The organism is Brenneria populi (genome assembly GCF_036016195.1).
Taxonomy (GTDB): Bacteria; Pseudomonadota; Gammaproteobacteria; order Enterobacterales; family Enterobacteriaceae; genus Brenneria; species Brenneria populi.
The window spans coordinates 43,947-65,785 of the sequence record NZ_JAYWTM010000009.1; the positions used below are offsets into that span (position 1 = coordinate 43,947).

Genomic DNA, 21,839 nt, shown 5'->3' on the forward strand with positions numbered 1-21,839 from the left:
ACGCTTATGCTACATTTATTTGCCGGACTGGATTATTACACCGGCCTGATGTTGATCCTGGCTTTACTGTTCGTGTTGATGTATGAAGCCATTAATGGTTTTCACGATACGGCCAACGCCGTCGCCACCGTGATTTATACCCGGGCAATGAAAGCGCAGTTCGCGGTTGTCATGGCGGGAATCTTCAATTTCTTAGGCGTGTTGCTGGGCGGGCTAAGCGTTGCTTATGCCATCGTCCACCTGCTTCCTACCGACTTATTGCTGAATGTCAGTTCGGCGCATGGTCTGGCCATGGTCTTCTCCATGCTGCTGGCCGCGATTATCTGGAACCTCGGCACCTGGTATTTCGGCCTGCCCGCTTCAAGCTCGCACACGCTGATCGGCGCCATCATCGGCATCGGCCTGACCAATGCCCTATTGACGAATACCTCCGTGGTGGACGCGCTCAATATTGGCAAAATGGTCAGCATTTTCCTGTCGTTAATCCTGTCGCCGATCGTGGGGATGGCGATCGCCGGCGCGATGCTGTTCTTATTACGCCGCTTTTGGAACAGCACGAAAAAACGGCAGCGCGTACATCTGACGCCTAACGATCGTGAAAAGCAGGACGGCAAACGCAAGCCGCCGTTCTGGACGCGCACCGCCCTGATTTTATCCGCCATCGGCGTCAGCTTTTCTCACGGAGCCAATGACGGTCAGAAGGGCATCGGTTTGATTATGCTGGTGTTGATCGGCGTGGCGCCGGCCGGGTTTATCGTCAATATGAACGCCTCCGGCTATGACATCAGCCGCACCCGCGACTCGGTGCTTAATCTTCAGGAATATTATCATCAGCACGGCGCCGCGCTGGGGCATGTTATCGACCTGTCCCCGCCGCTGATCCTGTCCGAGGAAAAAACCATTCCCGCCGATGAGAGCGGGGCGACGGAGTTCTATTGCGATAGCTCCCGCGTGATGGTGGCGATTGACCAGACGATGGGCCTGCTGAACAACCTGAAAGGCTACGAACAGTTAAATGCGGACGATCGCGGCAAGGTGCGCCGTTTACTGATGTGCATTGCCGATACCATGGATCGGATTATCAAGCTGCCGGAAACCCAGGCTGACGACAAGCGCTACCTGAGCAACCTGCGCAAGGATCTGCTGCAGACCGTCGAGTATGCGCCGATTTGGATCATCGTTGCGGTGGCGCTGGCGCTCTCTCTGGGGACCATGGTGGGCTGGAAACGCGTGGCGACCACCATCGGCGAGAAGATCGGCAAACGGGGAATGACCTATGCGCAGGGGGTGTCGGCGCAGGTCACCGCCGCCCTGTCGATTGGCGTCGCCAGCTATACCGGCATGCCGGTTTCCACCACGCACGTGTTGTCGTCCGCGGTGGCCGGGACGATGATCGTCGATGGCGGCGGCGTTCAGGGTAAGACGGTGAAAAACATCCTGCTGGCCTGGGTGCTGACGCTGCCGGTCTCGCTGGTCTTGTCGGGGTCGCTGTACTGGCTGGCATTGAAACTGATCCAGTAGCGGGCAAAGCTGGTCGATGAAGCGGTTCAGGCGGCCAGCCCCGTCGGATAAAGCCCGTTCCTCCCCGCGGCGGTCGGCGGGAACAGACAACAGGCGATTCTTAACGGATTAATGCCGTTTTAAGCCGGTTTTTCGGCGAAGCGCCGGGGGAGGTTGCCGTAGAGACGCCTCGCCCCGGGTCTCTCGATGCTTAAACCATCGCCATGAATTCTCAGCGGATCGCCTTTTTACCGTCGCTAACGGACTCGTTTTTTCAATACCAAATCAGCATCGCGATCAGGCTGACAATCACCAATCCACACAGCGCGGTGGTGAGCAGAAACTGGCCCCGCACCCTTTCGCAGCGGCGCATAAATTCAGGATCGTGATGCTCAAGATAACGTTGCGCGTAGATATAGCGCACCAGTCTGATCTGTTTGCTTGGCTGGCCGTGCGAGGTGAAGAATCCTCCTCCGTCCACGTATTGATAAAGCAGCGGATCGCAGTCACGCAATACCAGAAGTAATACACGTAATGAGGAATAATATCGCGCCATATTGATGATGCAGACAACACATAGAGCCCAGAAAAGCGCAAATGTACTGATCATGCTTCCCTCCCGGTAAGTGTCATATTCGTCAGCCGCCCCGGTATGACCAAACCAACGGCATATCTGCGAACATTTATGCCACACGTTCTTCACGTGATTTTATCGTGTGACCGGATGATTAAAGCATCGCGGTTACCCCTGTTGTTATTTCTCCCCTGAGCGAGTCTGATAGCCCGACCTCTCATTTTTATTGTAGAAGAGGAATGTCTCTTTTTTCTACAGCGACAGTAAAATCGGCGCATTAGACGACTTTCTCCGCCTTTATGGGCGGCTTCGAAGCATAAACTATGTACTTAAGGCGTAAATGGAAGCGCTTTCTTCCAAACCGGCCCATAATATTGACAGGATTGAAAATAGGTCTTTAATGGAAGAATCAACGCGTTAGCGGCCCAATGGCCTGATTGTTTCCTATGTCATTTTATTAATGCATATCGTTGTGATCGGCTGAACATACCGTGATGCGGCGAAGTGCTATCATATAAATCTCTATTAAGTCGCAGATTGGCAGCAGAAAATCTGTTGACCTAATTTTAGCCTTTACGGAAGGAGTCTTATTATGGCTTACAAACATATCCTTATTGCTGTCGACCTTTCTCCGGAAAGCAAAGTGTTAGTGGAAAAAGCCGTCTCTATGGCTAGACCTTATAACGCGAAAGTGTCTTTAATTCATGTCGATGTAAATTACTCCGATCTGTACACCGGGCTTATCGATGTCAATCTGGGGGATATGCAGCAACGCATCTCTGAAGAGACTCAGCATGCGCTGCTTGAGCTGTCCCAGAACGCCGGTTATCCCATTACGCAGACGCTGAGCGGCAGCGGCGATTTGGGGCAAATCCTGGTTGACGCCATCAAAAAGTACGATATGGACCTGGTGCTCTGCGGCCACCATCAGGATTTCTGGAGCAAGCTGATGTCCTCCGCGCGTCAATTGATTAATACGGTACACATCGACATGCTGATTGTCCCGTTGCGGGACGACGAAGAAGACGAAGAATAAATATCAGCGCGATTTTCGCGTTTTTAATCGACGAGAAGGTATAGTCCCTGGGCTATACCTTTTGTTATATAACAAAAACTTATGCTGAATTCCCTCCTGTTTTTTTACCCGCCGGCGCGAAAAAAAACCTCCCTATCCCATTGGATTATAAGGTTATCTGAAAAGAAAAGGCTTGCTCGAATATCCACCGCCGGTGTTATATTCCAAGGCTCGCGACATCATTTCCCACGATCCCGCACGCTTCAGCGCGGCTAAAAATCAAGAAGCGAAAGGGAGAAAAACTCGTTCAATCAGGAGCTGTTAATGACGCACATGGTACCTCTGGCACGTTTCCTTGACTCCGTTCAACAACGCGATCCCCACCAGCCGGAATTTTTGCAGGCGGTAAACGAAGTCCTTTCCACGCTGTGGCCCTTTCTAGAACAAAATCCCCGCTATGCGGATTACAGCCTGTTGGAGCGCCTGGTTGAGCCTGAGCGACTCATTCAGTTCCGCGTCGCCTGGACCGACGATAAAGGTCAGGTGCAGGTTAACCGTGCCTGGCGCGTGCAGTTCAGTTCGGCCATCGGGCCTTACAAAGGCGGGATGCGTTTTCATCCGTCGGTGAATCTGTCGATCCTGAAATTCCTTGGTTTCGAACAGACCTTTAAAAATGCGCTGACGACGCTGCCGATGGGCGGCGGCAAGGGCGGTTCCGATTTCAATCCTAAAGGCAAGAGCCAAGGCGAAGTGATGCGTTTCTGTCAGGCGCTGATGACGGAGTTGTATCGCCATTTAGGCGCTGATACCGATGTTCCGGCGGGGGATATCGGCGTTGGGGGGCGCGAAGTCGGCTTTATGGCCGGCATGATGAAAAAGCTGACCAATAACACCGCCTGCGTTTTTACCGGCAAGGGGCTCTCTTTCGGCGGCAGCCTGATGCGTCCCGAAGCGACGGGCTACGGCCTGATCTATTTCACCGCAGCCATGCTCGAACGCCACGGAATGGGCTTGGAAGGCATGCGCGTCGCCGTTTCCGGTTCGGGGAACGTGGCGCAGTACGCGATTGAAAAAGCGATGGCGCTGGGCGCCCGCGTGGTGACGGCGTCCGATTCCAACGGCACGGTCGTCGATGAAGGCGGCTTCACGCCGGAAAAACTGGCGCTGCTGGCGGAAATTAAAAACCAACGCTACGGCCGGGTGGAGGATTATGCGCGCGCAGCCAATCTGAGCTATCTGGCGGATAAAACGCCGTGGGATGTTCCCGTCGATATCGCGCTGCCCTGCGCCACCCAGAACGAACTGGATCTGCCGGCGGCGCGCAGGCTGATTGAGAACGGCGTCAAAGCGGTGGCGGAAGGGGCGAATATGCCGACTACGATCCCGGCGACGGACGCCTTTCTGGACGCGGGCGTGCTGTTCGCGCCGGGCAAGGCGGCCAATGCCGGCGGGGTGGCGACGTCCGGTTTGGAAATGGCGCAGAACGCCGCGCGTCTGGGGTGGAAAGCGCGAGAGGTGGACGACCGCCTGCAGCGCATCATGCTGGATATCCACGGCGCGTGCGTCCAGTACGGAGGCGATGGCGGCCAGACAAACTATGTGCGCGGCGCCAATATCGCCGGCTTTGTGAAAGTGGCGGACGCCATGCTGGCGCAGGGCGTGGTGTAATCGATCGTCGCGCAATCCCTGCATCGGCGTAATATCCTTCGCTTAAGCCGGTCTTTCGGGGAAACACCGGGGGAGGTTCCCGCAGGGATGCCTCCCCCCGATGGTCGCCCCGCGTATCTCGATGTTTAAACGATCGGCATTGCCTGCATCGGCGGGGATTCCGGCGCGCTAACGCCGGCCGCGCCATCTCTCCCTGATTTACGTTTTTTTATTACCTCATTCGCTAATCTTTAATGCAATCTTTCACCGCAGCGATCGTGACGCAGCCGCATCGTCCGGCGCTTTTTGGCGATGGAGTGTGACAGCCCTCACTATTCCAACGCATTTTTTCTTCCCCAGGCTGGCTGACGGCTTGCATTCACCGCCGCAGGCTGATTTTGGTTAATTATTTGTTATTAAATGGTGTGTTTTATGTTTTTATTCTGGCTTTGGCATGTAGTTATTTTACCACCAGAATATTATTTAACTTTTATTTAACCAATATATACATATATTTTAATATAAATCTGCGTAGATCACATTTATGCAACCTCAGCCACGCAGCCTCTTCCATTTCTTTGTAATCTGCATTCGCGGAGAGATCCCCCTACAAATAAAGAAAAGGTAGAGCTATGAAATCCAACCTCGCGTTACTTAAGGCATGTGCGGTCTCTGTTTGCATGCTGGCAACAATACCTTCTTTCGCCGCCGAGAAATATGAAATCGCCGTTGTGGCCAAGGTCACCGGTATTCCCTGGTTTAACCGTATGGAAGCAGGCGTGAAGGAGGCGGCGCAGAAGCTCAACGTCAATGCGTACCAAACCGGCGCATCCACCCCGGACCCGGCCGCTCAGGTGAAAGTTATTGAAGATCTGATCGCCAAGAACGTCAACGCCATTGTCGTTGTCCCCAACGATGCCAGCGTGCTGGAGCCGGTGCTGAAAAAGGCCCGTGATAAAGGCATTGTGGTGCTGACGCACGAATCCCCGGATCAGCAGATCGGCCAGTGGGATATTGAAACCATCGATAGCGAGAAATATGCCCAAGCGAATATGGATGAGCTGGCGAAAAGCATGGATGGCAAAGGCGGCTATGCCGTTTATGTCGGTTCGCTGACCGTGCCGCTGCATAACGCCTGGGCGGATTACGCCATTAAATACCAGAAAGAAAAATACCCGGAAATGTTTGAAGTGACCTCGCGCCTGCCGGTAGCGGAAAGCATCGATAGGTCTTTTTCCACGACGCAGGATCTCATCAAAACCTATCCGCAGATGAAAGGGATTATCGGCTTTGGCTCGCTAGGGCCGATCGGCGCCGGCCAGGCGCTGTCGAAGAAGCGCGGCGGCGATAAGATCGCCGTGGTGGGTATCGCCATGCCGTCTCAGGCCGCGCCTTACCTGATGCGCGGCGACATCAAGAAAGCGCTGCTGTGGGATCCGAAAGACGCGGGCTATGCGGTGGTGACGATCGCCGATCGACTACTGCAAGGCCAGGAAATCACCGGCGATCTTACCATCGAAGGGTTGGGCAAGGCGGATATCGATCGGGAAAATAAAGTTATTCGGTTTAATAAAATACTGGAAGTGACCAAAGATAATGCCAAGTCGCTCGGGTTTTAATTTTTAATTAATTCACCACACCAGGGAAATTTACTTCACGCAGGGACACGAAATAGCGTGTCCCAGGCTTCGGTCTTGCAAAAAATAAGCCTGCACAGGTTAATACTATGACATCACCCACTGCATTTATCACTCTGGAAAATATTAGTAAGAAATTTCCCGGCGTGCTGGCATTGGACCAGATCAACCTGACGCTGAATAAAGGCGAAGTACACTGCCTGGCAGGTCAGAACGGCTGTGGAAAGAGCACCATTATTAAAATAATTTCCGGCGTTTATCAGCCGGAAAAAGGCGCCAATATCGTACTTGACGGTAAATTATTTCACTCTTTAACGCCGCAGCTTTCCGGCCATTACGGTATTCAGGTCATCTATCAGGATCTGTCGTTATTTCCCAATTTGACCGTGGCGGAGAATATCGCCGTTCACCGTTATTTACCCGGCGGCTATTTCTGGGTACGGAAAAAAGCGATGCGTCAAATTGCGCAAGACGCGATGGCGCGTATTGGCGTGCATATCGATGTGAATAAGAAAGTGGAAAAGCTCTCTATTGCCGACCGCCAGCTGGTCGCGATCTGCCGCGCCATCGCCGCCGACGCGCGTTTGGTCATCATGGACGAGCCCACGGCGTCTCTGACGCGCCAGGAAGTGAATGGCCTGCTGCGGGTGGTCAGCGAACTGAAGGCCGCGGGCATCTGCGTGGTGTTTGTCAGCCACCGGCTGGATGAGGTGATGGAGGTGGCCGACCGGATCAGCGTCATACGCGACGGCAGGCTGGTGGGAACCTGGCCGGCCAGCGAATTGGACAGCCATGAGCTGGCGTTCCTGATGACCGGCCAGCGTTTCCACTACAGTCATCTGCCCGCCCGTCCGCCGGCGGAGAGTACGCCGCTGCTGGAGGTTCGCAACCTTAGCCGGCGCGGCAAGTATCGCAATATCAACCTTGCGCTGCACGGCGGCGAGATTGTCTCGATTGTCGGCCTGCTCGGCTCCGGGCGTACCGAACTGTGCCTTAGCCTGTTCGGCATGAGTGCGCCGGAAAGCGGCGAAATCCGCGTGGCCGGTCGGCCGGTGCGGCTGCATAACAACCGCGAAGCGGTGCGCCACGGTATTGGCTACGTTTCCGAAGACCGCCTGACCCAGGGGCTGATTATGGAGCAGTCCATCTATGACAATACCATCGCGACGGTATTTGATCGGCTGCATACCCCGCTCGGCCTGCTGGATCATCAAAAGGCCGAGGCGCTGGTCAGCCGGCTGATCCGCGATCTTAATATCAAGGTGTCCGACCCCTCATTGCCGGTGAAGACGCTGTCGGGCGGCAACGCCCAGCGCATCGCCATCGCCAAATGGGTGGCGACGCAGCCGAAGATCCTGATCCTCGACTCGCCTACGGTCGGCGTCGATATCGCCAATAAAGAGGGGATCTATCAGATCGCCAAAGATCTGGCCGGTATGGGGATGGCGGTGCTGATGATCTGCGACGAGATCGCGGAAGCCTGGTACAACAGCCATCGGGTGCTGGTGATGCGCAAGGGCGAACTGGTGGCTGAATTCTCCCCGCGCCACAGTAGCGAACAAGAGATTGCCGAGGTGGTGAATGGATAAATCGTTTCTCTTCCGTCTGGCCGGGCGGCATGAATTCTATCTGGGGCTGCTGGTTCTGGCGCTGGCGATCGGCCTGAGTCTCGGCACCGACGAGTTCCTGACGCTCGGCAATCTGACCGACGTCGCCACCAGCTACGCCATATTGGGGATTTTAGCCTGCGGTCTGTTCGTCGTCCTGATTGCGGGCGGCATCGATATCTCGTTTCCGGCGATTACCTCTATCGCTCAGTATGTGATGGCCAGTTGGATTATCCAGCACGGCGGCAGCTTTCCCCTGGCGTTCGCCATGTCCATCGGCGTGGGGCTGCTGCTCGGATTGGTCAACGGGCTGTTGGTCTATTGGCTGAAAGTCCCGGCGATCATTATCACCATCGCCACGCTGAATCTGTTTTATGGCTTGCTGGTCTATGTTACCAATGGCACCTGGCTCTACGGCTTTCCCGATTGGTTTATGGACGGCGTCAACTGGTTCTCGTTCACCGCGTCCGACGGTTATGACTACGGCCTGACGCTGCCGCTGCTGTGCCTGCTGGCCGTGATTGTCGTGACCGGCGCGTTGATGAACTTTACCCGTCTCGGCCGTCAGATCTTCGCCATGGGCGGCAACCGCGATGCGGCTTCGCGCCTGGGGCTGAATCTGATGCGCCTGCACTTTTACGTCTATGGCTATATGGGCATGCTGGCCGGCATCGCCGCCGTGGTGCAGGCGCAGATTACCCAGTCGGTGGCGCCCAACGCGTTGCTCGGTTTCGAACTGACGGTACTGGCGGCCGTGGTGCTTGGCGGCACCAGCATGACCGGCGGGCGCGGCTCGCTGACGGGAACGCTGCTCGGCGTGGTGCTGCTGGCCTGCCTGCAGAACGGCCTGACGCTGCTCAGCGTCTCTTCCTACTGGCACACGGTGTTCAGCGGCGTGATTATTCTGATCAGCATCAGTAGCACCGCCTGGAACGAAAAACGCAAGCTGGCTAAGGAGTTATAACATGTTACGGTTAACCCGTTTACTGCCCGGCGATCGCGTTATCCGCCTACAGAGCGTTATCCTGATCGCGGTGGCGCTGCTGTTCGCCGCGCTGCTTGGCACGCGCTTTTTCAGCGTCGGCAACTTTCAGTCTATCGCCTCGCAGCTGCCGATTCTCGGGATGCTGGCGCTCGGAATGGGCATTACCATGCTGACCGGCGGTATCAACCTGTCCATTATCGCCGGGGCGAACGCCTGTTCGCTGGCGATGGCGGCGATTATCGTCAGCCATCCCGAACAACCGCTGTTTTTGGCGTTGGCGCTGCTGGCCGGGCTGGCGCTGGCGGTCGCCATCGGTTTTCTGAACGGCGCGCTGGTCGCCTGGATCGGGGTGTCGCCGATACTCGCTTCGCTGGGCACCATGACATTGATCACCGGTCTGAACATCCTGCTTTCCAACGGCGCGGTGATTTCCGGCTTTCCGGCGGCTATTCAGTACCTCGGCAGCGGCGTCGTTCTCGGTATTCCGGTGGCGCTGCTGTTGTTCTTGCTGGTGGCCGCCGCGCTGTGGCTGCTGCTGGAACACACCACCCTGGGCCGCAGCCTGTATCTGATTGGCTCCAATGAGCAGGCCACCCGCTTTAGCGGGGTGAATACCGCCCGCGTCCAGATTGCCGTTTATATCCTCTCCGCGCTGCTGGGCTGGGGCGCGGCTTTGCTGATGATGGCGAAGTTCAACTCGGCCAAAGCGGGCTACGGCGAATCCTGGCTGCTGGTGACGATCCTGGCCTCGGTGCTGGGCGGCATTAATCCGGATGGGGGATTCGGCCGCATTCTCGGGTTGGTGCTGGCGCTGATTGTTTTGCAGATGCTGGAAAGCGGCCTCAATCTGCTGGGCGTCAGCAGCTATTTGACCATGGCCCTGTGGGGCGGCGTATTGCTGCTTTTCATCGCATTACAGAATCGAAAAGCCTGATTTCAGGAGAAAATAATGGCGAGTTACTTTATTGGCGTAGATGTGGGAACCGGTAGCGCGCGCGCGGGCGTATTCGATCTTAACGGCCATATGGTGGGACAGGCCAGCCGGGCGATAGAGCTCTACCGGCCGAAAGCGGACTTTGTGGAACAGTCTTCGGATAATATCTGGCATGCGGTGTGCAACGCGGTGCGCGACGCCGTCAGCCAGGCGGACATCAACCCGATCCAGGTGAAAGGCCTGGGGTTCGACGCCACCTGTTCGCTGGTGGTGTTGGACAAGGAGGGCAGGCCGCTGACCGTCAGCCCCTCGGGGCGCAGCGAACAGAATATCATCGTATGGATGGACCATCGCGCCATCGCGCAGGCCGAGCGTATCAATGCCACCCGCCACCCGGTGCTGGACTTCGTCGGCGGAATTATCTCGCCGGAAATGCAGACGCCCAAAATGCTGTGGCTGAAACAGCATATGCCGAACACCTGGGCCAACGTGGGGTATCTGTTTGACCTGCCGGATTTTCTAACCTGGCGCGCCACCGAGGACGCCACGCGCTCGCTCTGTTCCACGGTGTGCAAATGGACCTACCTCGGCCACGAACAGCGCTGGGATAAAAGCTACTTCCGCCAGATAGGGCTGGAAGATGTGCTGGAGCACGACGCGGCGAAGATCGGCGGCGATGTGAAAATGATGGGCGAACCGCTGGGGCGCGGCCTGACCCAGCGCGCGGCGCGCGAAATGGGGCTGATCGCCGGTACGGCGGTCAGCGTCTCGATTATCGACGCGCATGCCGGCACGCTGGGGACGATAGGCGCCACCGGCGTTTCCGGCGAGGTGGCGGACTTCGATCGGCGTATCGCGCTGATCGGCGGTACTTCCACAGGGCATATGGCGATGTCGTGCAGCGCCCGCTTTATCAACGGCGTGTGGGGGCCCTACTATTCCGCCATTCTGCCCGAGTACTGGCTGAACGAGGGCGGTCAGTCCGCCACCGGGGCGCTGATCGATCACGTTATCCAGTCGCATCCCTGTTACGCGGCGCTGCTGGAGCAGGCCCGCGCCAACAACCAGACCATCTATGAGGTTCTGAACGCCCTGCTGCGGCGGATGGCGGGCGAGCCGGAGAATATCGCTTTTCTGACTCAGGATATTCATATGCTGCCCTATTTCCACGGCAACCGCTCGCCGCGGGCCAATCCGACGCTGACCGGGGTGATGACCGGGCTGAAGTTGTCGCGTACGCCGGAGGATATGGCGCTGTACTATCTGGCGGCCATTCAGGCGATCGCACTCGGTACGCGGCATATTATCGAAACCATGAACCATAGCGGCTACAGCATAGACACGATTATGGCCAGCGGCGGCGGCACCAAAAATCCGGTATTCGTGCAGGAGCACGCCAACGCCACGGGATGCGCCATGCTGCTGCCGGAGGAGAGCGAGGCGATGCTGCTGGGCGGGGCGATGATGGGGACGGTGGCCGCCGGGGTATTCGATACGCTGCCGGAGGCGATGAACGCCATGAGCCGGATTGGCAAAACCGTTACGCCGCAGACCAATCAAATTAAGCAGTATTACGATCGCAAATATCGCATATTTCATGAGCTGTACAACGACCACATGAAATATCGCCGGCTGATGCAGGAGGAGATATGAGCCAACGGGAGTGGTTATGCGCCGCCCGGGCCTGGTCGGTTTATAGCCGCGAGCTGGCGCAGCTGGAGGAGCGCATCGACGCGCGCACCTGGCAGCAGTTATTAACGCTGCTGGCGCAGTGCGCCGGGCGGATTGCGGTCACGGGGGTCGGCACGTCCGGCATCGCGGCGCGCAAGATAGCCCATATGCTGGCCTGCGTGGAGCGCCCGGCGATCTATCTCAGCGCCACCGACGCCGCGCACGGCGATCTGGGGTTTCTGCAGCCGGAGGATCTGATTATTTTGATCTCGCGCGGCGGCAACTCCGATGAACTGACGCGTCTGCTGCCGACGCTACAGGCGAAAGGCGTCGGCATTATCAGCGTGACGGAGAATCCACACTCCGCGATTGCCCGCTCGGCCAAGCTGGTGATCCGCACCGGGGTGGAAAATGAGATCGATCCGCTCAATATGCTGGCGACCACCTCTATCGTGCTGGTTCTGGCGATATTCGACGCCGCCTGCGTCTGCCTGATGGAGCGCGACGGCTACGATAAAGACAATCTGCTGGCGGTGCATCCGGGGGGCGATGTGGGAAAACGCCTGCGCGGTTAAAGCGGCAGATAAAAATCGAAGCGGTGGCTTTTGGTCGCCAGCATGGACTGCGCCGGCACGCCGGCCAGCGGCGGCGCATAGTCCGGCCGCTTCACCACCACGCGCTTTTGGGCCAGCCGCCGGGCGGGGGCCAGCAAGGCGTCGGCGTCGCTATCCGCCCCCACCAGCGACTGAAACACCCGCATCTCTTTTTTCACCAGCGCGCTCTTTTGCCGATGCGGGAACATCGGATCGAGGTAGACCACGTCGGGGGGCGGGGAGATATCGTCCAGCGCCGTCAGGCTGGAAGCGTGCAGCAGCGTCAGCCGCTCGCGCAGCCACGGGCCTATCTCCGCATTCTGGTAGCCGCGCCGCAGCCCGTCGTCCAGCAGCGCCGCCACGACTGGGTTCCTCTCCAGCATGCGTACCCGGCACCCTAACGAGGCAAGTACAAAAGCATCGCGCCCCAGTCCGGCGGTGGCGTCCACCACCTCGGGCAGATAATCCTTTTTAATCCCGACGGCTTTGGCGACCGCTTCGCCGCGCCCGCCGCCGAAACGGCGGCGGTGCGCCATCGGCCCGGCGACGAAATCGACGAAGATGGCGCCGAGCTTCGGTTCATCCCGCTTACGCAGCTCCAGACGCGCCGGCGTCAGCGCCAGCGCCATGACGGCCTCGGGGTCGGAGACCAATCCCCAGCGCTCGGCGAGCGCCGTCAGGGCGGCGTTATCGGCGCCCTGCTCCGCGAACAGGCAGATCTTCATCCTTTGCGGCCGTTCACCCTTTAATACCGTAGTGGAGCAGCATGGCGTCCAGCTTCGGCTCGCGGCCGCGGAAGCGTTTGAACAGCGTCATCGGCTCTTCGGAACCGCCGCGCGACAAGATATCGTCCAGGAACGACTGGCCGGTGGCGCGATTGAAAATACCCTCTTCCTGGAAACGGGAGTAGGCGTCCGCCGCCAGCACGTCGGCCCACAGATAGCTGTAATAGCCCGCCGCGTAACCGCCGGCGAAGATATGGCTGAACGCGTGCGGGAAGCGTCCCCAGTCCGGGCTGGGCACCACGGCCACCTGCGCTTTCACCTCGGCCAGCGTCGGCAGAATGCGCGCGCCTGCGGTGGGGTCGAACTCGGCATGCAGACGGAAATCGAACAGGCCGAACTCAAGCTGGCGCAGGATGAACAGCGCCGCCTGATAATTTTTCGCCGCCAGCATTTTATCCAGCAGCTCCCGCGGCAGCGGCTCGCCGGTTTCATAGTGGCCGGAAATAAAGGCCAGCGCCTCCGGCTCCCAGCACCAGTTCTCCATAAACTGGCTCGGCAGCTCGACGGCGTCCCACGGCACGCCGTTGATGCCGGCGACGCCCGCGGTGTCGATGCGGGTCAACATATGGTGCAGGCCGTGGCCGAATTCGTGGAACAGCGTGGTGACCTCATCGTGGGTGAACAACGCGGGCTTGCCGTTGACCGGGCGGTTGAAGTTGCAGGTCAGGTAGGCCACCGGTTTTTGCAGCTCGCCGTCGCCTTTGCGCAGGCGGCCGACGCAGTCGTCCATCCAGGCGCCGCCGCGTTTGTGTTCGCGAGCGTAGAGATCGAGGTAGAAGCTACCGCGCAGCTCGCCGTTTTCGTCAAACAGGTCGAAGAAGCGCACTTCCGGGTGCCATACGTCCACATCCTTGCGCTCTTTGGCGGTGATGCCGTAAATGCGCTTAACCACTTCAAACAGCCCCTCGACGACGCGCTGTTCCGGGAAATAGGGGCGGAGCTGTTCGTCGCTGATGGCGTAGAGATGCTGTTTTTGCTGTTCGCTGTAGTAGGTGATATCCCACGGCTGCAGCGTCTCGACGCCGTAATGCTCTTTGGCGAAGGCGCGCAGCTGCGCCAGCTCCTCTTCCGCCTGAGGGCGCGCGCGTTTGGCCAGATCGGTCAGAAAATCGATGACCTGCTGGGGGGTTTCCGCCATTTTGGTGGCCAGGGATTTGTGCGCATAGCTGTCGAATCCCAGCAGCTGCGCCAGTTCATGGCGCAGCGCCAGCTCTTCCGCCATGACGCCGCTGTTGTCCCATTTGCCGGCGTTCGGCCCCTGGTCGGACGCGCGGGTGACATAGGCGCGGTACATCTCCTCGCGCAGCGCCTGATTGGCGCAGTAGGTCATCACCGGCAGATAGCTGGGAATATCCAGCGTCAGCAGCCAGCCGTCCTGCCCTTTGGCTTCCGCCTGCGCTTTGGCGGCGGCCAGCGCGCTTTCCGGCATGCCTTCCAGTTCGGAAACGTCGGCGATCGACTTGCTCCAGCCCATGGTGGCGTCCAGCACGTTGTTGCTGAACAGCGAACCCAGTTCGGACAGGCGCGCGGCGATTTCACCGTAGCGCTTCTGTTTTTCGGGCGGCAGGCCGATGCCGGACAGTTCAAAGTCGCGCAGCGCATTATCGACGGCTTTTTTCTGCGCCGTGCTCATGGCGGCGTAGTGTTCGCCGTCTCTCAGACTGCGGTACGCCTGATACAGCCCGGCGTGCTGGCCGACCCAGGTGCTGTGTTCGGACAGCAGCGGCAGACACTGTTCGTAGGCGCTGCGCAGCTCGGGGCTGTTTTTTACCGCATTCAGATGGCCGATCGGCGAAAAGATTCGGCCGAGACGATCGTCGCTGTCGGCCAGCGGCTGGCAAAGGTTATCCCAGGTAAAAGGGCCGGGTTGCGCGACCACGCGCTCTACGGTCTGACGGCAGGTTTCCAGCGCGGCCTTTACCGCCGGGACAATGTCTTCCGTTTTAATTTTGGAAAAAGGGGGCAGGGTAAATGGGGACAGTAATGGATTCGTCATAGCGCAGTCCTGATGTTATGGGGTCGTTATTGACCGACAAGGCTGATACAAATTGCTGATTAAGTCCAAGATGAGGGTGCCGATGGTTAAAATCAATGGCGGCGCGCGCGTTCGGTGTAAATTCGCCGCCGCCGGCCCCGGTTGAAAACGCGCCGGACTCCAGGCGTCGCCCCGGCGTATCGGCATAATATGACGCCGTGCGCTTACCCGCCATCATGAGGAAAATTCAAGTTGGGCGCGGCGGGTGAAGAGTTTTCAGCTCGGCGCGGGAACGTTGCGTGCTAGTCTCTCTGCATGATTTCCAAATGAAAAATAGAGACTGAACCCATATGGCCGTATCACAACAGCTGATCCCCCCTTTCCGCGCCGATGTCGTCGGCAGCTACCTGCGCCCGCAGTATCTTCATGACGCTCGTCGTCAATTCGCCGACGGCGAACTGTCCGCCGAACGGCTCGCGCAAGTGGAAGACAAAGCGATTGCCGAACTGGTTGAGAAACAGAAGCGCGCCGGATTGCAGGTTATCACCGACGGGGAGTTTCGCCGCAGCTGGTGGCATCTGGACTTTATGTGGGCGCTGAACGGCGTTGAAAAAGCGTCTATCTCCAAGGGATACGTGTTTGCGGATAAAGAGACGCGCGCGGAAACCGCTCGCCTGACCGGGAGGATTTCCGGCGAAAACCATGCGTTTGTCGAACATTTCAAATTCCTGAGCCAGTTCGCCGAACCGGGCATCGTGCCTCGGATGACGGTGCCGTCGCCGGCGCAGTTTCTGGCTGAGCTGCAGCGTGCGGACAACCAGGCGTCGACCGCTGCGATTTACCCGACGCTGGATGCGCTGGTGGCGGATATCGCCGGGGCGTATCAGACCTTTATTCAGGAAATTTATGCCGCCGGCTGCCGCAATCTTCAGCTGGACGACTGCACCTGGGGCATGCTGGTGGATCCGAAATTCGGCGGGGCGGGCGCGGCGGAGACGCCGGGAGCCACCCGTTGCGGCTGCGGTCAGGCGCATGACGAAACGCCGGAAAACAGCCGGGTCGGCACGTTGGCCGAGCTCTATCTGACGGTCAACAATGCGGCGATTGTCGGCGCGCCGGCGGATCTGGCGTTGACCACCCACGTTTGCCGCGGCAACTACCACTCATCCTGGGCCGCCAGCGGCGGCTACCAGCCGGTGGCGGACGTTCTGTTCGCGCGCGAGAATGTCTCGGCGTATTACCTGGAGTTCGATACCGAACGTTCCGGCGACTTCTCGCCGCTGGCGCAGGTCTCCGGCGACAAACAGGTGGTTTTGGGACTGATCTCCTCGAAATTCGGCGAGTTGGAAGACCGGCAGGCGGTGATTCAGCGCATCAACGAAGCGACCCGCTATATTCCTCTGGAGCGCCTGTGCCTGAGCACCCAGTGCGGCTTCGCCTCCACGGAAGAGGGCAATATTCTGACGGAAGAGCAGCAGTGGGCGAAAATCGCGCTGGTGAAGGCGATCGCCGACGAAGTGTGGGGCTAACACGCCAATCTCTGCGGGGGGCGGCGATATCCGCCGCCTTCGCTTTACGCCAAACCTGCCCGGCGCGCCCGCGCGCCGTCATTCCTGTTCTTACCCGCTCCCTGTTTGCCCACCGCCTGCTGCGTAAATTCACTGCCGTAACCGAGTAAAAGTAAGCGAAACAATCGTTTTGGTTGCCTGTTGGTTTATAATGCCGGCCTAGCGCCAGACCGGTGTAATGTAATAAAGAGGAACAACGGCATGACTCATTCCCAGCATACTTCTCTGGCAATCGGTATCGATCTGGGAACCACCAACAGCCTGATTTGCGTCTGGCGGAACGGCGAAGCGCAGCTGATTCCGAACGCGCTGGGCGAGTATTCCACGCCGTCGGCGGTCGCCATCGACGATGACGGCAGCATATTGGTCGGCAAACCCGCGGTTTCTCGTCTGACCACGCATCCCCATCTGTCGGCATCGCTGTTCAAACGCTATATGGGAAGTCAAAAAACTTTCCGCCTGGGCGAGCAGAGCTTTTCCCCCACCGAACTTTCCGCCATGGTGCTAAAGTCGCTCAAGGCGGACGCCGAAAGTTTTCTTGGGTGCGCCATCGAGGATGTGGTGATTTCCGTTCCCGCCTATTTCAGCGATGAGCAGCGAAAACAGACGCGTTTTGCGGCGGAACTGGCGGAGTTGAATGCCGTGCGGCTGATTAACGAACCCACCGCCGCCTCTATGGCCTACGGTCTGCACACGCAGGATCTGGGCCGGACTCTGGTATTCGATCTGGGCGGCGGAACCTTCGACGTCACGGTGCTGGAGTACGCTTTTCCTTTGATTGAGGTGCATAGTTCGGCGGGCGATAACTACCTCGGCGGCGAAGATTTCACTCAGGCGATAGTGAAAGCCTGTTTGCAGCGCTGGAAACTGGATGAACAAGATATTCCGGCACAGGCGCTGGCGGGGTTGTATGGTCATGCCGAAGCCCTGAAATGCCGGCCGGGCTATCCTGCCGCTGAGAACATCATGCTTTGGCGCTGGCGGGAGCAAGAGTGGCCTATGGTCGCGGATGAGCAATCGATAGAAGCGGCCTGGCTGCCGTTGCTGAACCGAATACGCGCGCCGATTGAACAAGCGTTGCATGATGCGCGTTTGCAGCCCGAACAGCTGGATCACGTGGTGCTGGTGGGGGGCGCGTCGAAAATGACCGTTATTCAGAAGCTGGTCGCCAGGCTTTTCGGCAAGCTGCCGTATCAACATTTGGATGCCGACACCGTGGTCGCGCAGGGCGCCGCGGCGCAGGCCGCCTGTCGGCTGCGTGAACAGGATATTGAAGAGATTATCCTCACCGACGTCTGCCCGTATACCTTAGGCATCAGAACGGCCAACGATACGCAGGACGGTCTTTTCTCGCCGATATTAGAGCGCAATACGGTTGTGCCTACCTCGCGGATAGAAACCTTCTCAACGTCTTCACCCGGTCAGGAGAGTATCCGTATCGCCGTCTATCAGGGGGAAAACCCCTATGTCGCCAATAACGTGTTTATCGATGAATTCGATATGTCGATAACGCCAAAGGCGTATCACCAGTCTATCGATGTTCGCTTTAGTTACGACATCAACGGGCTGCTTGAAGTGGACGTCAATTTGCCGGATAGCGGGGACACCTTTACCAAGGTGATTGACCGTAGTCCCATGGGGCTAAGTCAGCAGCAACAGCAGACCAGCCGCCAGCGATTAAAGGCGTTGAAAATTCACCCCAGAGATAACCTGATCAATCGTAATTTACTGGCGCGGCTGGAGAAGGCATGGGCGCAATCGCGGGCGGATGAGCGCGCGTTGGTCGGCGGCTGGCTAGGTGAGTTCGAGCGGCAGCTGGCGGCGCAGAATACGCAGGCGATTGAGGAAACGCGACGGCGTATTGAGCGGAATTTGGATGAAATACAACGCTGATCCCGTAAAGCGGCACGAGGGGCGTACCGCTCTACCCGACGGATGAGGGTTAGTCGCGCGCCTTCGAACGCGGCGGTCCAAATTTATTCCACCGCCTCGTACCGGGGGCGATTAGCGGGATCGCGAAGAGTATCGGCAGTATAAACGTGACGATCGTCGCGGTTTTCGGTGAAATAAACCCCATGTCATTAAATCGCCGGCGCGTCGCGATAAATATGTTGCACAGTATCAGCGACCACGGAATCAGGTAATAATAGAAAACGTCCGTGAAGAGGAGAAAGTCGCTCACGGAGCTGATAAGCATGCTGCCCAGCCCGGCCTGAAGTAGGTATTCGCGCCGGCTGATGCGGTCGTCTAGACGCCAGCAGCGCCATAGGCTACGCGTTTTGACCGACGTATCCCTGAGCCGGTTTTCCCGCTGTTCGGTCAATTGCAGCAAAATTTTTGCTATCAGTCGCAGGGTTATCTCTTCATGCGGATCGTTGACGCGTTCGAGCAAAAACGTCAGGCTGAGGTCGGTCGGCAAAACGTCGTTCCGCTCATACAGATGGCGCAGGATATCGGCTATTTGCGCGGCCTTTTGATCGTTGGAAAGCCGTTTTAACCGCGCCGAAAAAGCGTGTGACGGCCCCTCAAGCAGCGCATTTCTGATTTGCTCTTCCGGTTCGGTTTTAACCTCCAGCCGTTCCAAGCGGCTGCGATGCCGTTCGGCTGACTCGCCTTCGCCCAGCGATGCGTAAAGGGCGTGGAACAAAAGCTGATAGATAACCGGGGATTGCGCCACTATTGCCGGCCAATGGCGGTTTTTATCGTAGCAATCGCTGGCGGAGGTAAAAGGGGTATCTTCCTGATTATCGATATACTCTTCCGGCGAAAGCGGCAGTTGGAGCCAGCAGTGGCGATGCAACGGATCGCTCAGCGTCAAGCGCTGCTTCAACGCCGCCGCCGCTTCTTCCTGCGGTTTGCCCATCCCATCGAATAGCTTAACGAGCGAATAAACCGGGTGCGTCGGCGCAGGCCGCGGCAGCGTCGGTTTGGCGGCGATAATGATGTCGTCCAGCGGATCGTTCAGGATGACGATCAGGAGGATGGCCTGCCGCAACGCGTCCCGGGCGCCGATGTTCGCTCCGGCGCCGGCGAGATCGAGCGCAACCGCCGGCAGCAGATCGGCCAGACAATCTTTGATCGGCTCCGTCGTCTGGCGCGGTAGTGCGCCGTTATAGAGTTTTCGCAGGCTGTCCGGCGGCAACGCGCGAAATTGCCGGAGCCAGGCCTGAGCCTGCTGCCAGCCGGCGGCGTCTTCCCGAGCGAACGCCTCAGGCAGCGGGGATGCCGGGTCCGCCAGCCATTGGGTGAAAGATTGAATAATCGCGGAGGACTCCAGCCAAGACAACCGCTGCGCCGCCTGCGTCTGCAACCCCCGGAGAATCAAGGCGTGCAGCGGGTCTTCCGGCGGCGGCTGATCCAGTATGTCCTGCAACAGGCGCTCATCCCCCAGCGTCAGCATGCAGGCGTGCCAGTAGAGCGTCTGGGCGATGTCGGCGCCGTCGTTTTGCAACAGGCGGCGGTAAATGGGCAACACATCCTGCCTGCCGAGCTTCCACAAGATATAGTCCTGCGCCTGCGGGGCCGGCGACAGCCGCAGCGCCTGTCCCCAGCGCGTCATCATTTGCGTATTCTGCGGCGCGATAAAGAAGCGTTGCTGCGGCGCGTCAGCCGGCAGTCCGGCCAGATCCGGCGCCGGCGTGGGGTTTAGCGACTGAATCAGCAAGGGCAGCAGGTCGCTGCGATCGCGGGCGCACCAGCTCAGCAACCACTGCTCGGCGTGAGGATGGCCGTTACGCTGATACAGCCTGAGCCAGAGCGTCAGGGCCTGCTGCCGGTCATCGCACAGGGAGCAGTGGCGGGCGGCGAGATAGAGACAGTCATCGTCTTCCGGGGTTTCCGCCATCTGTTGCAGGCAGTAATCCCGCAGTTGGGCGTTGGGCTGTTCCGCATAGCTGTGCCAGCGGGCCAGCCGTCGCATTATGTCCGGCGCGTCGGGCCAGTAAAGAGCCGCGGCGTCGCTCAGCAGGCTTTTCAGCATAAACGGCGGACGGCTCCAGAACAGCTCGTTGGCCTGCTGAAAGTAGGCGATGGTTTGCAGCTGCGCGGGCAGGCTGAGGTGCGATAAAACAGAAAAATCGAACAGATCGTCATGCTCGAGCGAGTCCAGAAAATCTTGGATCTCCTTCGGCAGGCCTGCGTCGAGGTCGTTCAGACGCTGCTGCCAGCGCAGACGATCGGCCAGTATCCGCGCGCAGCGGTTTGACAGGCCGGGCTCCTGATAAAGACGTTGCAGCATGGGCCAGCGAAGGCGGTCAATGACGTCTACGCTGTGCTGGTTTAGTAAATGGATGTAACGTTGCCAATATGGCGGGTCGCACCGCTCCGCCGCATTACTTAACAGTTGATCAAAAGCGTCCTGTAGCGACGTCAATTCACTATCGGCTTCCGGGATATCCGCTTCGTCTTTATCGTTGTTTTCGGTGGGCGGGGTTTGCGCCAACTTACAGGCGGTATCGTAGGCCTGACGCAGCAGTTTGAAGCCTTGCGGGTCGGTCTCCGGGTGGAATTGCGGCACTTTTTGTCGATAAGCCTGACGAATAACATCTTGATCTTGTGTTGGCGGTATACCCAATATCTGCCAGCAGCGTGTGTCCATTATATCTCTACTCCTGATAGCGACTCAGGTCTGTCTATTTGAAAAACATTAACGTCCCATTCAAGGTCATGAATCGGGCTGTCGGGGTGGGTGTAAAGCGAGCCGATTTGGTTGATATAGCTAGGCTCTTGAGTGTAATGGCTATAGGCATGACGTTGCAGAATCGGATCGTCTTCATCCGATGCAAGCCAGTAGGTGCGGCCGACGAAAAAAGCGGCGAAATAGTTCTGCCAGCTGCGGTAGTAGTAGCGGGCGCGGTCGGCCAATCGGGTATGGAGCCACAGGCTTTCCGTTTCATTAATCCATCCATTTAATACGCCAATTCGGCTGAGAAAACTCATCCTCCCCAGATCCCAGGCGCGTATTCCCCCTTCGCCGCACAGCGCCGCCGTTTCGCCGACCAGCGTCATTATCGCCTGCTGCTCCGGCGCTTGATGGGCGCAGTAATCCCGCCATTCCGCCAGCGATATGTGATGCCACAGGAAATAGTGGTAAGCCAGATGCTCCGCATGACCGCCATCGGTCATGTTATTGATCGTGGCGATCAGGGTATCGCGGGAGTCTATCCCCCAGGAATCGTTAAGATCTACGGTCGATCCGGGTGGGTAAAGCGAATGGATGCCGTAATTGGCGCCATATTTGATATTGAGTGCAGCCATAGGCGCGGAAAGCGCCAGTAGCCAACGCTGATGTTCAGGTTCCATGCCAATAATGTTCCGTTTCATCATTTGTGGCAGAAAATCGTACTTCA

16 protein-coding genes are annotated in these 21,839 nt (G+C 58.1%); 11 read left to right on the forward strand and 5 right to left on the reverse strand.

All coding sequences use genetic code 11. The features are described from left to right. Nucleotides 1-6: 6 nt before the first annotated feature. Complete coding sequence (gene pitA / locus VSX58_RS11835; RefSeq protein ID WP_327618261.1) at nucleotides 7-1,521, forward strand: inorganic phosphate transporter PitA; 1,515 nt, start codon at nucleotides 7-9, stop codon at nucleotides 1,519-1,521. Between the two features lie 253 nt (nucleotides 1,522-1,774). On the opposite strand, the gene uspB is transcribed toward pitA, so the two are convergent. Then, nucleotides 1,775-2,110, reverse strand: a complete 336-nt coding sequence (gene uspB / locus VSX58_RS11840; RefSeq protein ID WP_327615301.1) for a universal stress protein UspB — start codon at nucleotides 2,108-2,110, stop codon at nucleotides 1,775-1,777. A 556-nt stretch (nucleotides 2,111-2,666) separates the two neighbouring features. On the opposite strand from uspB, the gene uspA reads away from it, so the two are divergent. The 8 genes from uspA to VSX58_RS11880 all read left to right on the forward strand — a co-directional run bounded on the left by uspA (nucleotide 2,667) and on the right by VSX58_RS11880 (nucleotide 12,145). After that, nucleotides 2,667-3,110 carry a universal stress protein UspA gene (uspA, locus tag VSX58_RS11845; protein WP_327618262.1) on the forward strand — a complete coding sequence of 148 codons (444 nt, stop codon included), beginning with the start codon at nucleotides 2,667-2,669 and terminating at the stop codon, nucleotides 3,108-3,110. Between the two features lie 303 nt (nucleotides 3,111-3,413). Next, the gene (gene gdhA, locus VSX58_RS11850) at nucleotides 3,414-4,757 is read left to right on the forward strand and encodes an NADP-specific glutamate dehydrogenase (RefSeq protein ID WP_327618263.1); all 1,344 of its coding nucleotides are present in this window, start codon (nucleotides 3,414-3,416) and stop codon (nucleotides 4,755-4,757) included. 611 nt (nucleotides 4,758-5,368) lie between these two features. Beyond that, nucleotides 5,369-6,355, forward strand: a complete 987-nt coding sequence (locus tag VSX58_RS11855; RefSeq protein WP_327618264.1) for an autoinducer 2 ABC transporter substrate-binding protein — start codon at nucleotides 5,369-5,371, stop codon at nucleotides 6,353-6,355. Between the two features lie 107 nt (nucleotides 6,356-6,462). Beyond that, nucleotides 6,463-7,962, forward strand: a complete 1,500-nt coding sequence (locus tag VSX58_RS11860; protein WP_327618265.1) for a sugar ABC transporter ATP-binding protein — start codon at nucleotides 6,463-6,465, stop codon at nucleotides 7,960-7,962. Next, nucleotides 7,955-8,944 carry an ABC transporter permease gene (locus VSX58_RS11865; protein WP_327618266.1) on the forward strand — a complete coding sequence of 330 codons (990 nt, stop codon included), beginning with the start codon at nucleotides 7,955-7,957 and terminating at the stop codon, nucleotides 8,942-8,944. Before VSX58_RS11860 ends, VSX58_RS11865 begins: the two co-directional genes overlap by 8 nt. A 1-nt stretch (nucleotide 8,945) precedes the next feature. Then, the gene (locus tag VSX58_RS11870) at nucleotides 8,946-9,899 is read left to right on the forward strand and encodes an ABC transporter permease (RefSeq protein WP_327618267.1); all 954 of its coding nucleotides are present in this window, start codon (nucleotides 8,946-8,948) and stop codon (nucleotides 9,897-9,899) included. 15 nt (nucleotides 9,900-9,914) lie between these two features. Continuing rightward, complete coding sequence (locus VSX58_RS11875) at nucleotides 9,915-11,552, forward strand: FGGY-family carbohydrate kinase (RefSeq protein ID WP_327618268.1); 1,638 nt, start codon at nucleotides 9,915-9,917, stop codon at nucleotides 11,550-11,552. Next, nucleotides 11,549-12,145 (forward strand): SIS domain-containing protein, encoded by a 597-nt coding sequence (locus tag VSX58_RS11880; RefSeq protein WP_327618269.1) that lies wholly within the window; start codon nucleotides 11,549-11,551, stop codon nucleotides 12,143-12,145. Before VSX58_RS11875 ends, VSX58_RS11880 begins: the two co-directional genes overlap by 4 nt. Here VSX58_RS11880 and rsmJ read toward each other — a convergent pair. Beyond that, nucleotides 12,142-12,888, reverse strand: coding sequence for a 16S rRNA (guanine(1516)-N(2))-methyltransferase RsmJ (gene rsmJ / locus VSX58_RS11885; RefSeq protein WP_327618270.1), 747 nt, complete (start codon nucleotides 12,886-12,888; stop codon nucleotides 12,142-12,144). The genes VSX58_RS11880 and rsmJ overlap by 4 nt on opposite strands. Nucleotides 12,889-12,901: 13 nt before the next feature. Then, the gene (prlC, locus tag VSX58_RS11890; RefSeq protein ID WP_327618271.1) at nucleotides 12,902-14,944 is read right to left on the reverse strand and encodes an oligopeptidase A; all 2,043 of its coding nucleotides are present in this window, start codon (nucleotides 14,942-14,944) and stop codon (nucleotides 12,902-12,904) included. 329 nt (nucleotides 14,945-15,273) lie between these two features. Between prlC and VSX58_RS11895 the strand changes: the two genes are divergently transcribed. Together VSX58_RS11895 and VSX58_RS11900 are read left to right on the forward strand one after the other, a co-directional pair. Then, nucleotides 15,274-16,452: a 5-methyltetrahydropteroyltriglutamate--homocysteine S-methyltransferase gene (locus VSX58_RS11895; RefSeq protein ID WP_327618272.1), complete on the forward strand. Its 1,179-nt coding sequence runs from the start codon at nucleotides 15,274-15,276 to the stop codon at nucleotides 16,450-16,452. A 240-nt stretch (nucleotides 16,453-16,692) separates the two neighbouring features. Next, nucleotides 16,693-18,384, forward strand: a complete 1,692-nt coding sequence (locus tag VSX58_RS11900) for a molecular chaperone HscC (protein WP_327618273.1) — start codon at nucleotides 16,693-16,695, stop codon at nucleotides 18,382-18,384. A gap of 49 nt (nucleotides 18,385-18,433) precedes the next feature. Here the strand turns inward: VSX58_RS11900 and VSX58_RS11905 are convergent, their stop codons facing one another. After that, nucleotides 18,434-21,088, reverse strand: a complete 2,655-nt coding sequence (locus VSX58_RS11905; RefSeq protein WP_327618274.1) for a molecular chaperone DnaJ — start codon at nucleotides 21,086-21,088, stop codon at nucleotides 18,434-18,436. Then, complete coding sequence (locus VSX58_RS11910; protein ID WP_327618275.1) at nucleotides 21,088-21,792, reverse strand: DUF1266 domain-containing protein; 705 nt, start codon at nucleotides 21,790-21,792, stop codon at nucleotides 21,088-21,090. Before VSX58_RS11910 ends, VSX58_RS11905 begins: the two co-directional genes overlap by 1 nt. Nucleotides 21,793-21,839 lie beyond the last annotated feature (47 nt).

Excerpts from the sequence above, each read along its gene's own strand:
- pitA (WP_327618261.1), top strand. The coding sequence starts at position 7 with ATGCTACATTTATTTGCCGGACTGGATTATTACACCGGCCTGATGTTG.
- uspB (WP_327615301.1), bottom strand. The coding sequence starts at position 2,110 with ATGATCAGTACATTTGCGCTTTTCTGGGCTCTATGTGTTGTCTGCATC.
- uspA (WP_327618262.1), top strand. The coding sequence starts at position 2,667 with ATGGCTTACAAACATATCCTTATTGCTGTCGACCTTTCTCCGGAAAGC.
- gdhA (WP_327618263.1), top strand. The coding sequence starts at position 3,414 with ATGACGCACATGGTACCTCTGGCACGTTTCCTTGACTCCGTTCAACAA.
- VSX58_RS11855 (WP_327618264.1), top strand. The coding sequence starts at position 5,369 with ATGAAATCCAACCTCGCGTTACTTAAGGCATGTGCGGTCTCTGTTTGC.
- VSX58_RS11860 (WP_327618265.1), top strand. The coding sequence starts at position 6,463 with ATGACATCACCCACTGCATTTATCACTCTGGAAAATATTAGTAAGAAA.
- VSX58_RS11865 (WP_327618266.1), top strand. The coding sequence starts at position 7,955 with ATGGATAAATCGTTTCTCTTCCGTCTGGCCGGGCGGCATGAATTCTAT.
- VSX58_RS11870 (WP_327618267.1), top strand. The coding sequence starts at position 8,946 with ATGTTACGGTTAACCCGTTTACTGCCCGGCGATCGCGTTATCCGCCTA.
- VSX58_RS11875 (WP_327618268.1), top strand. The coding sequence starts at position 9,915 with ATGGCGAGTTACTTTATTGGCGTAGATGTGGGAACCGGTAGCGCGCGC.
- VSX58_RS11880 (WP_327618269.1), top strand. The coding sequence starts at position 11,549 with ATGAGCCAACGGGAGTGGTTATGCGCCGCCCGGGCCTGGTCGGTTTAT.
- rsmJ (WP_327618270.1), bottom strand. The coding sequence starts at position 12,888 with ATGAAGATCTGCCTGTTCGCGGAGCAGGGCGCCGATAACGCCGCCCTG.
- prlC (WP_327618271.1), bottom strand. The coding sequence starts at position 14,944 with ATGACGAATCCATTACTGTCCCCATTTACCCTGCCCCCTTTTTCCAAA.
- VSX58_RS11895 (WP_327618272.1), top strand. The coding sequence starts at position 15,274 with ATGGCCGTATCACAACAGCTGATCCCCCCTTTCCGCGCCGATGTCGTC.
- VSX58_RS11900 (WP_327618273.1), top strand. The coding sequence starts at position 16,693 with ATGACTCATTCCCAGCATACTTCTCTGGCAATCGGTATCGATCTGGGA.
- VSX58_RS11905 (WP_327618274.1), bottom strand. The coding sequence starts at position 21,088 with ATGGACACACGCTGCTGGCAGATATTGGGTATACCGCCAACACAAGAT.
- VSX58_RS11910 (WP_327618275.1), bottom strand. The coding sequence starts at position 21,792 with ATGGAACCTGAACATCAGCGTTGGCTACTGGCGCTTTCCGCGCCTATG.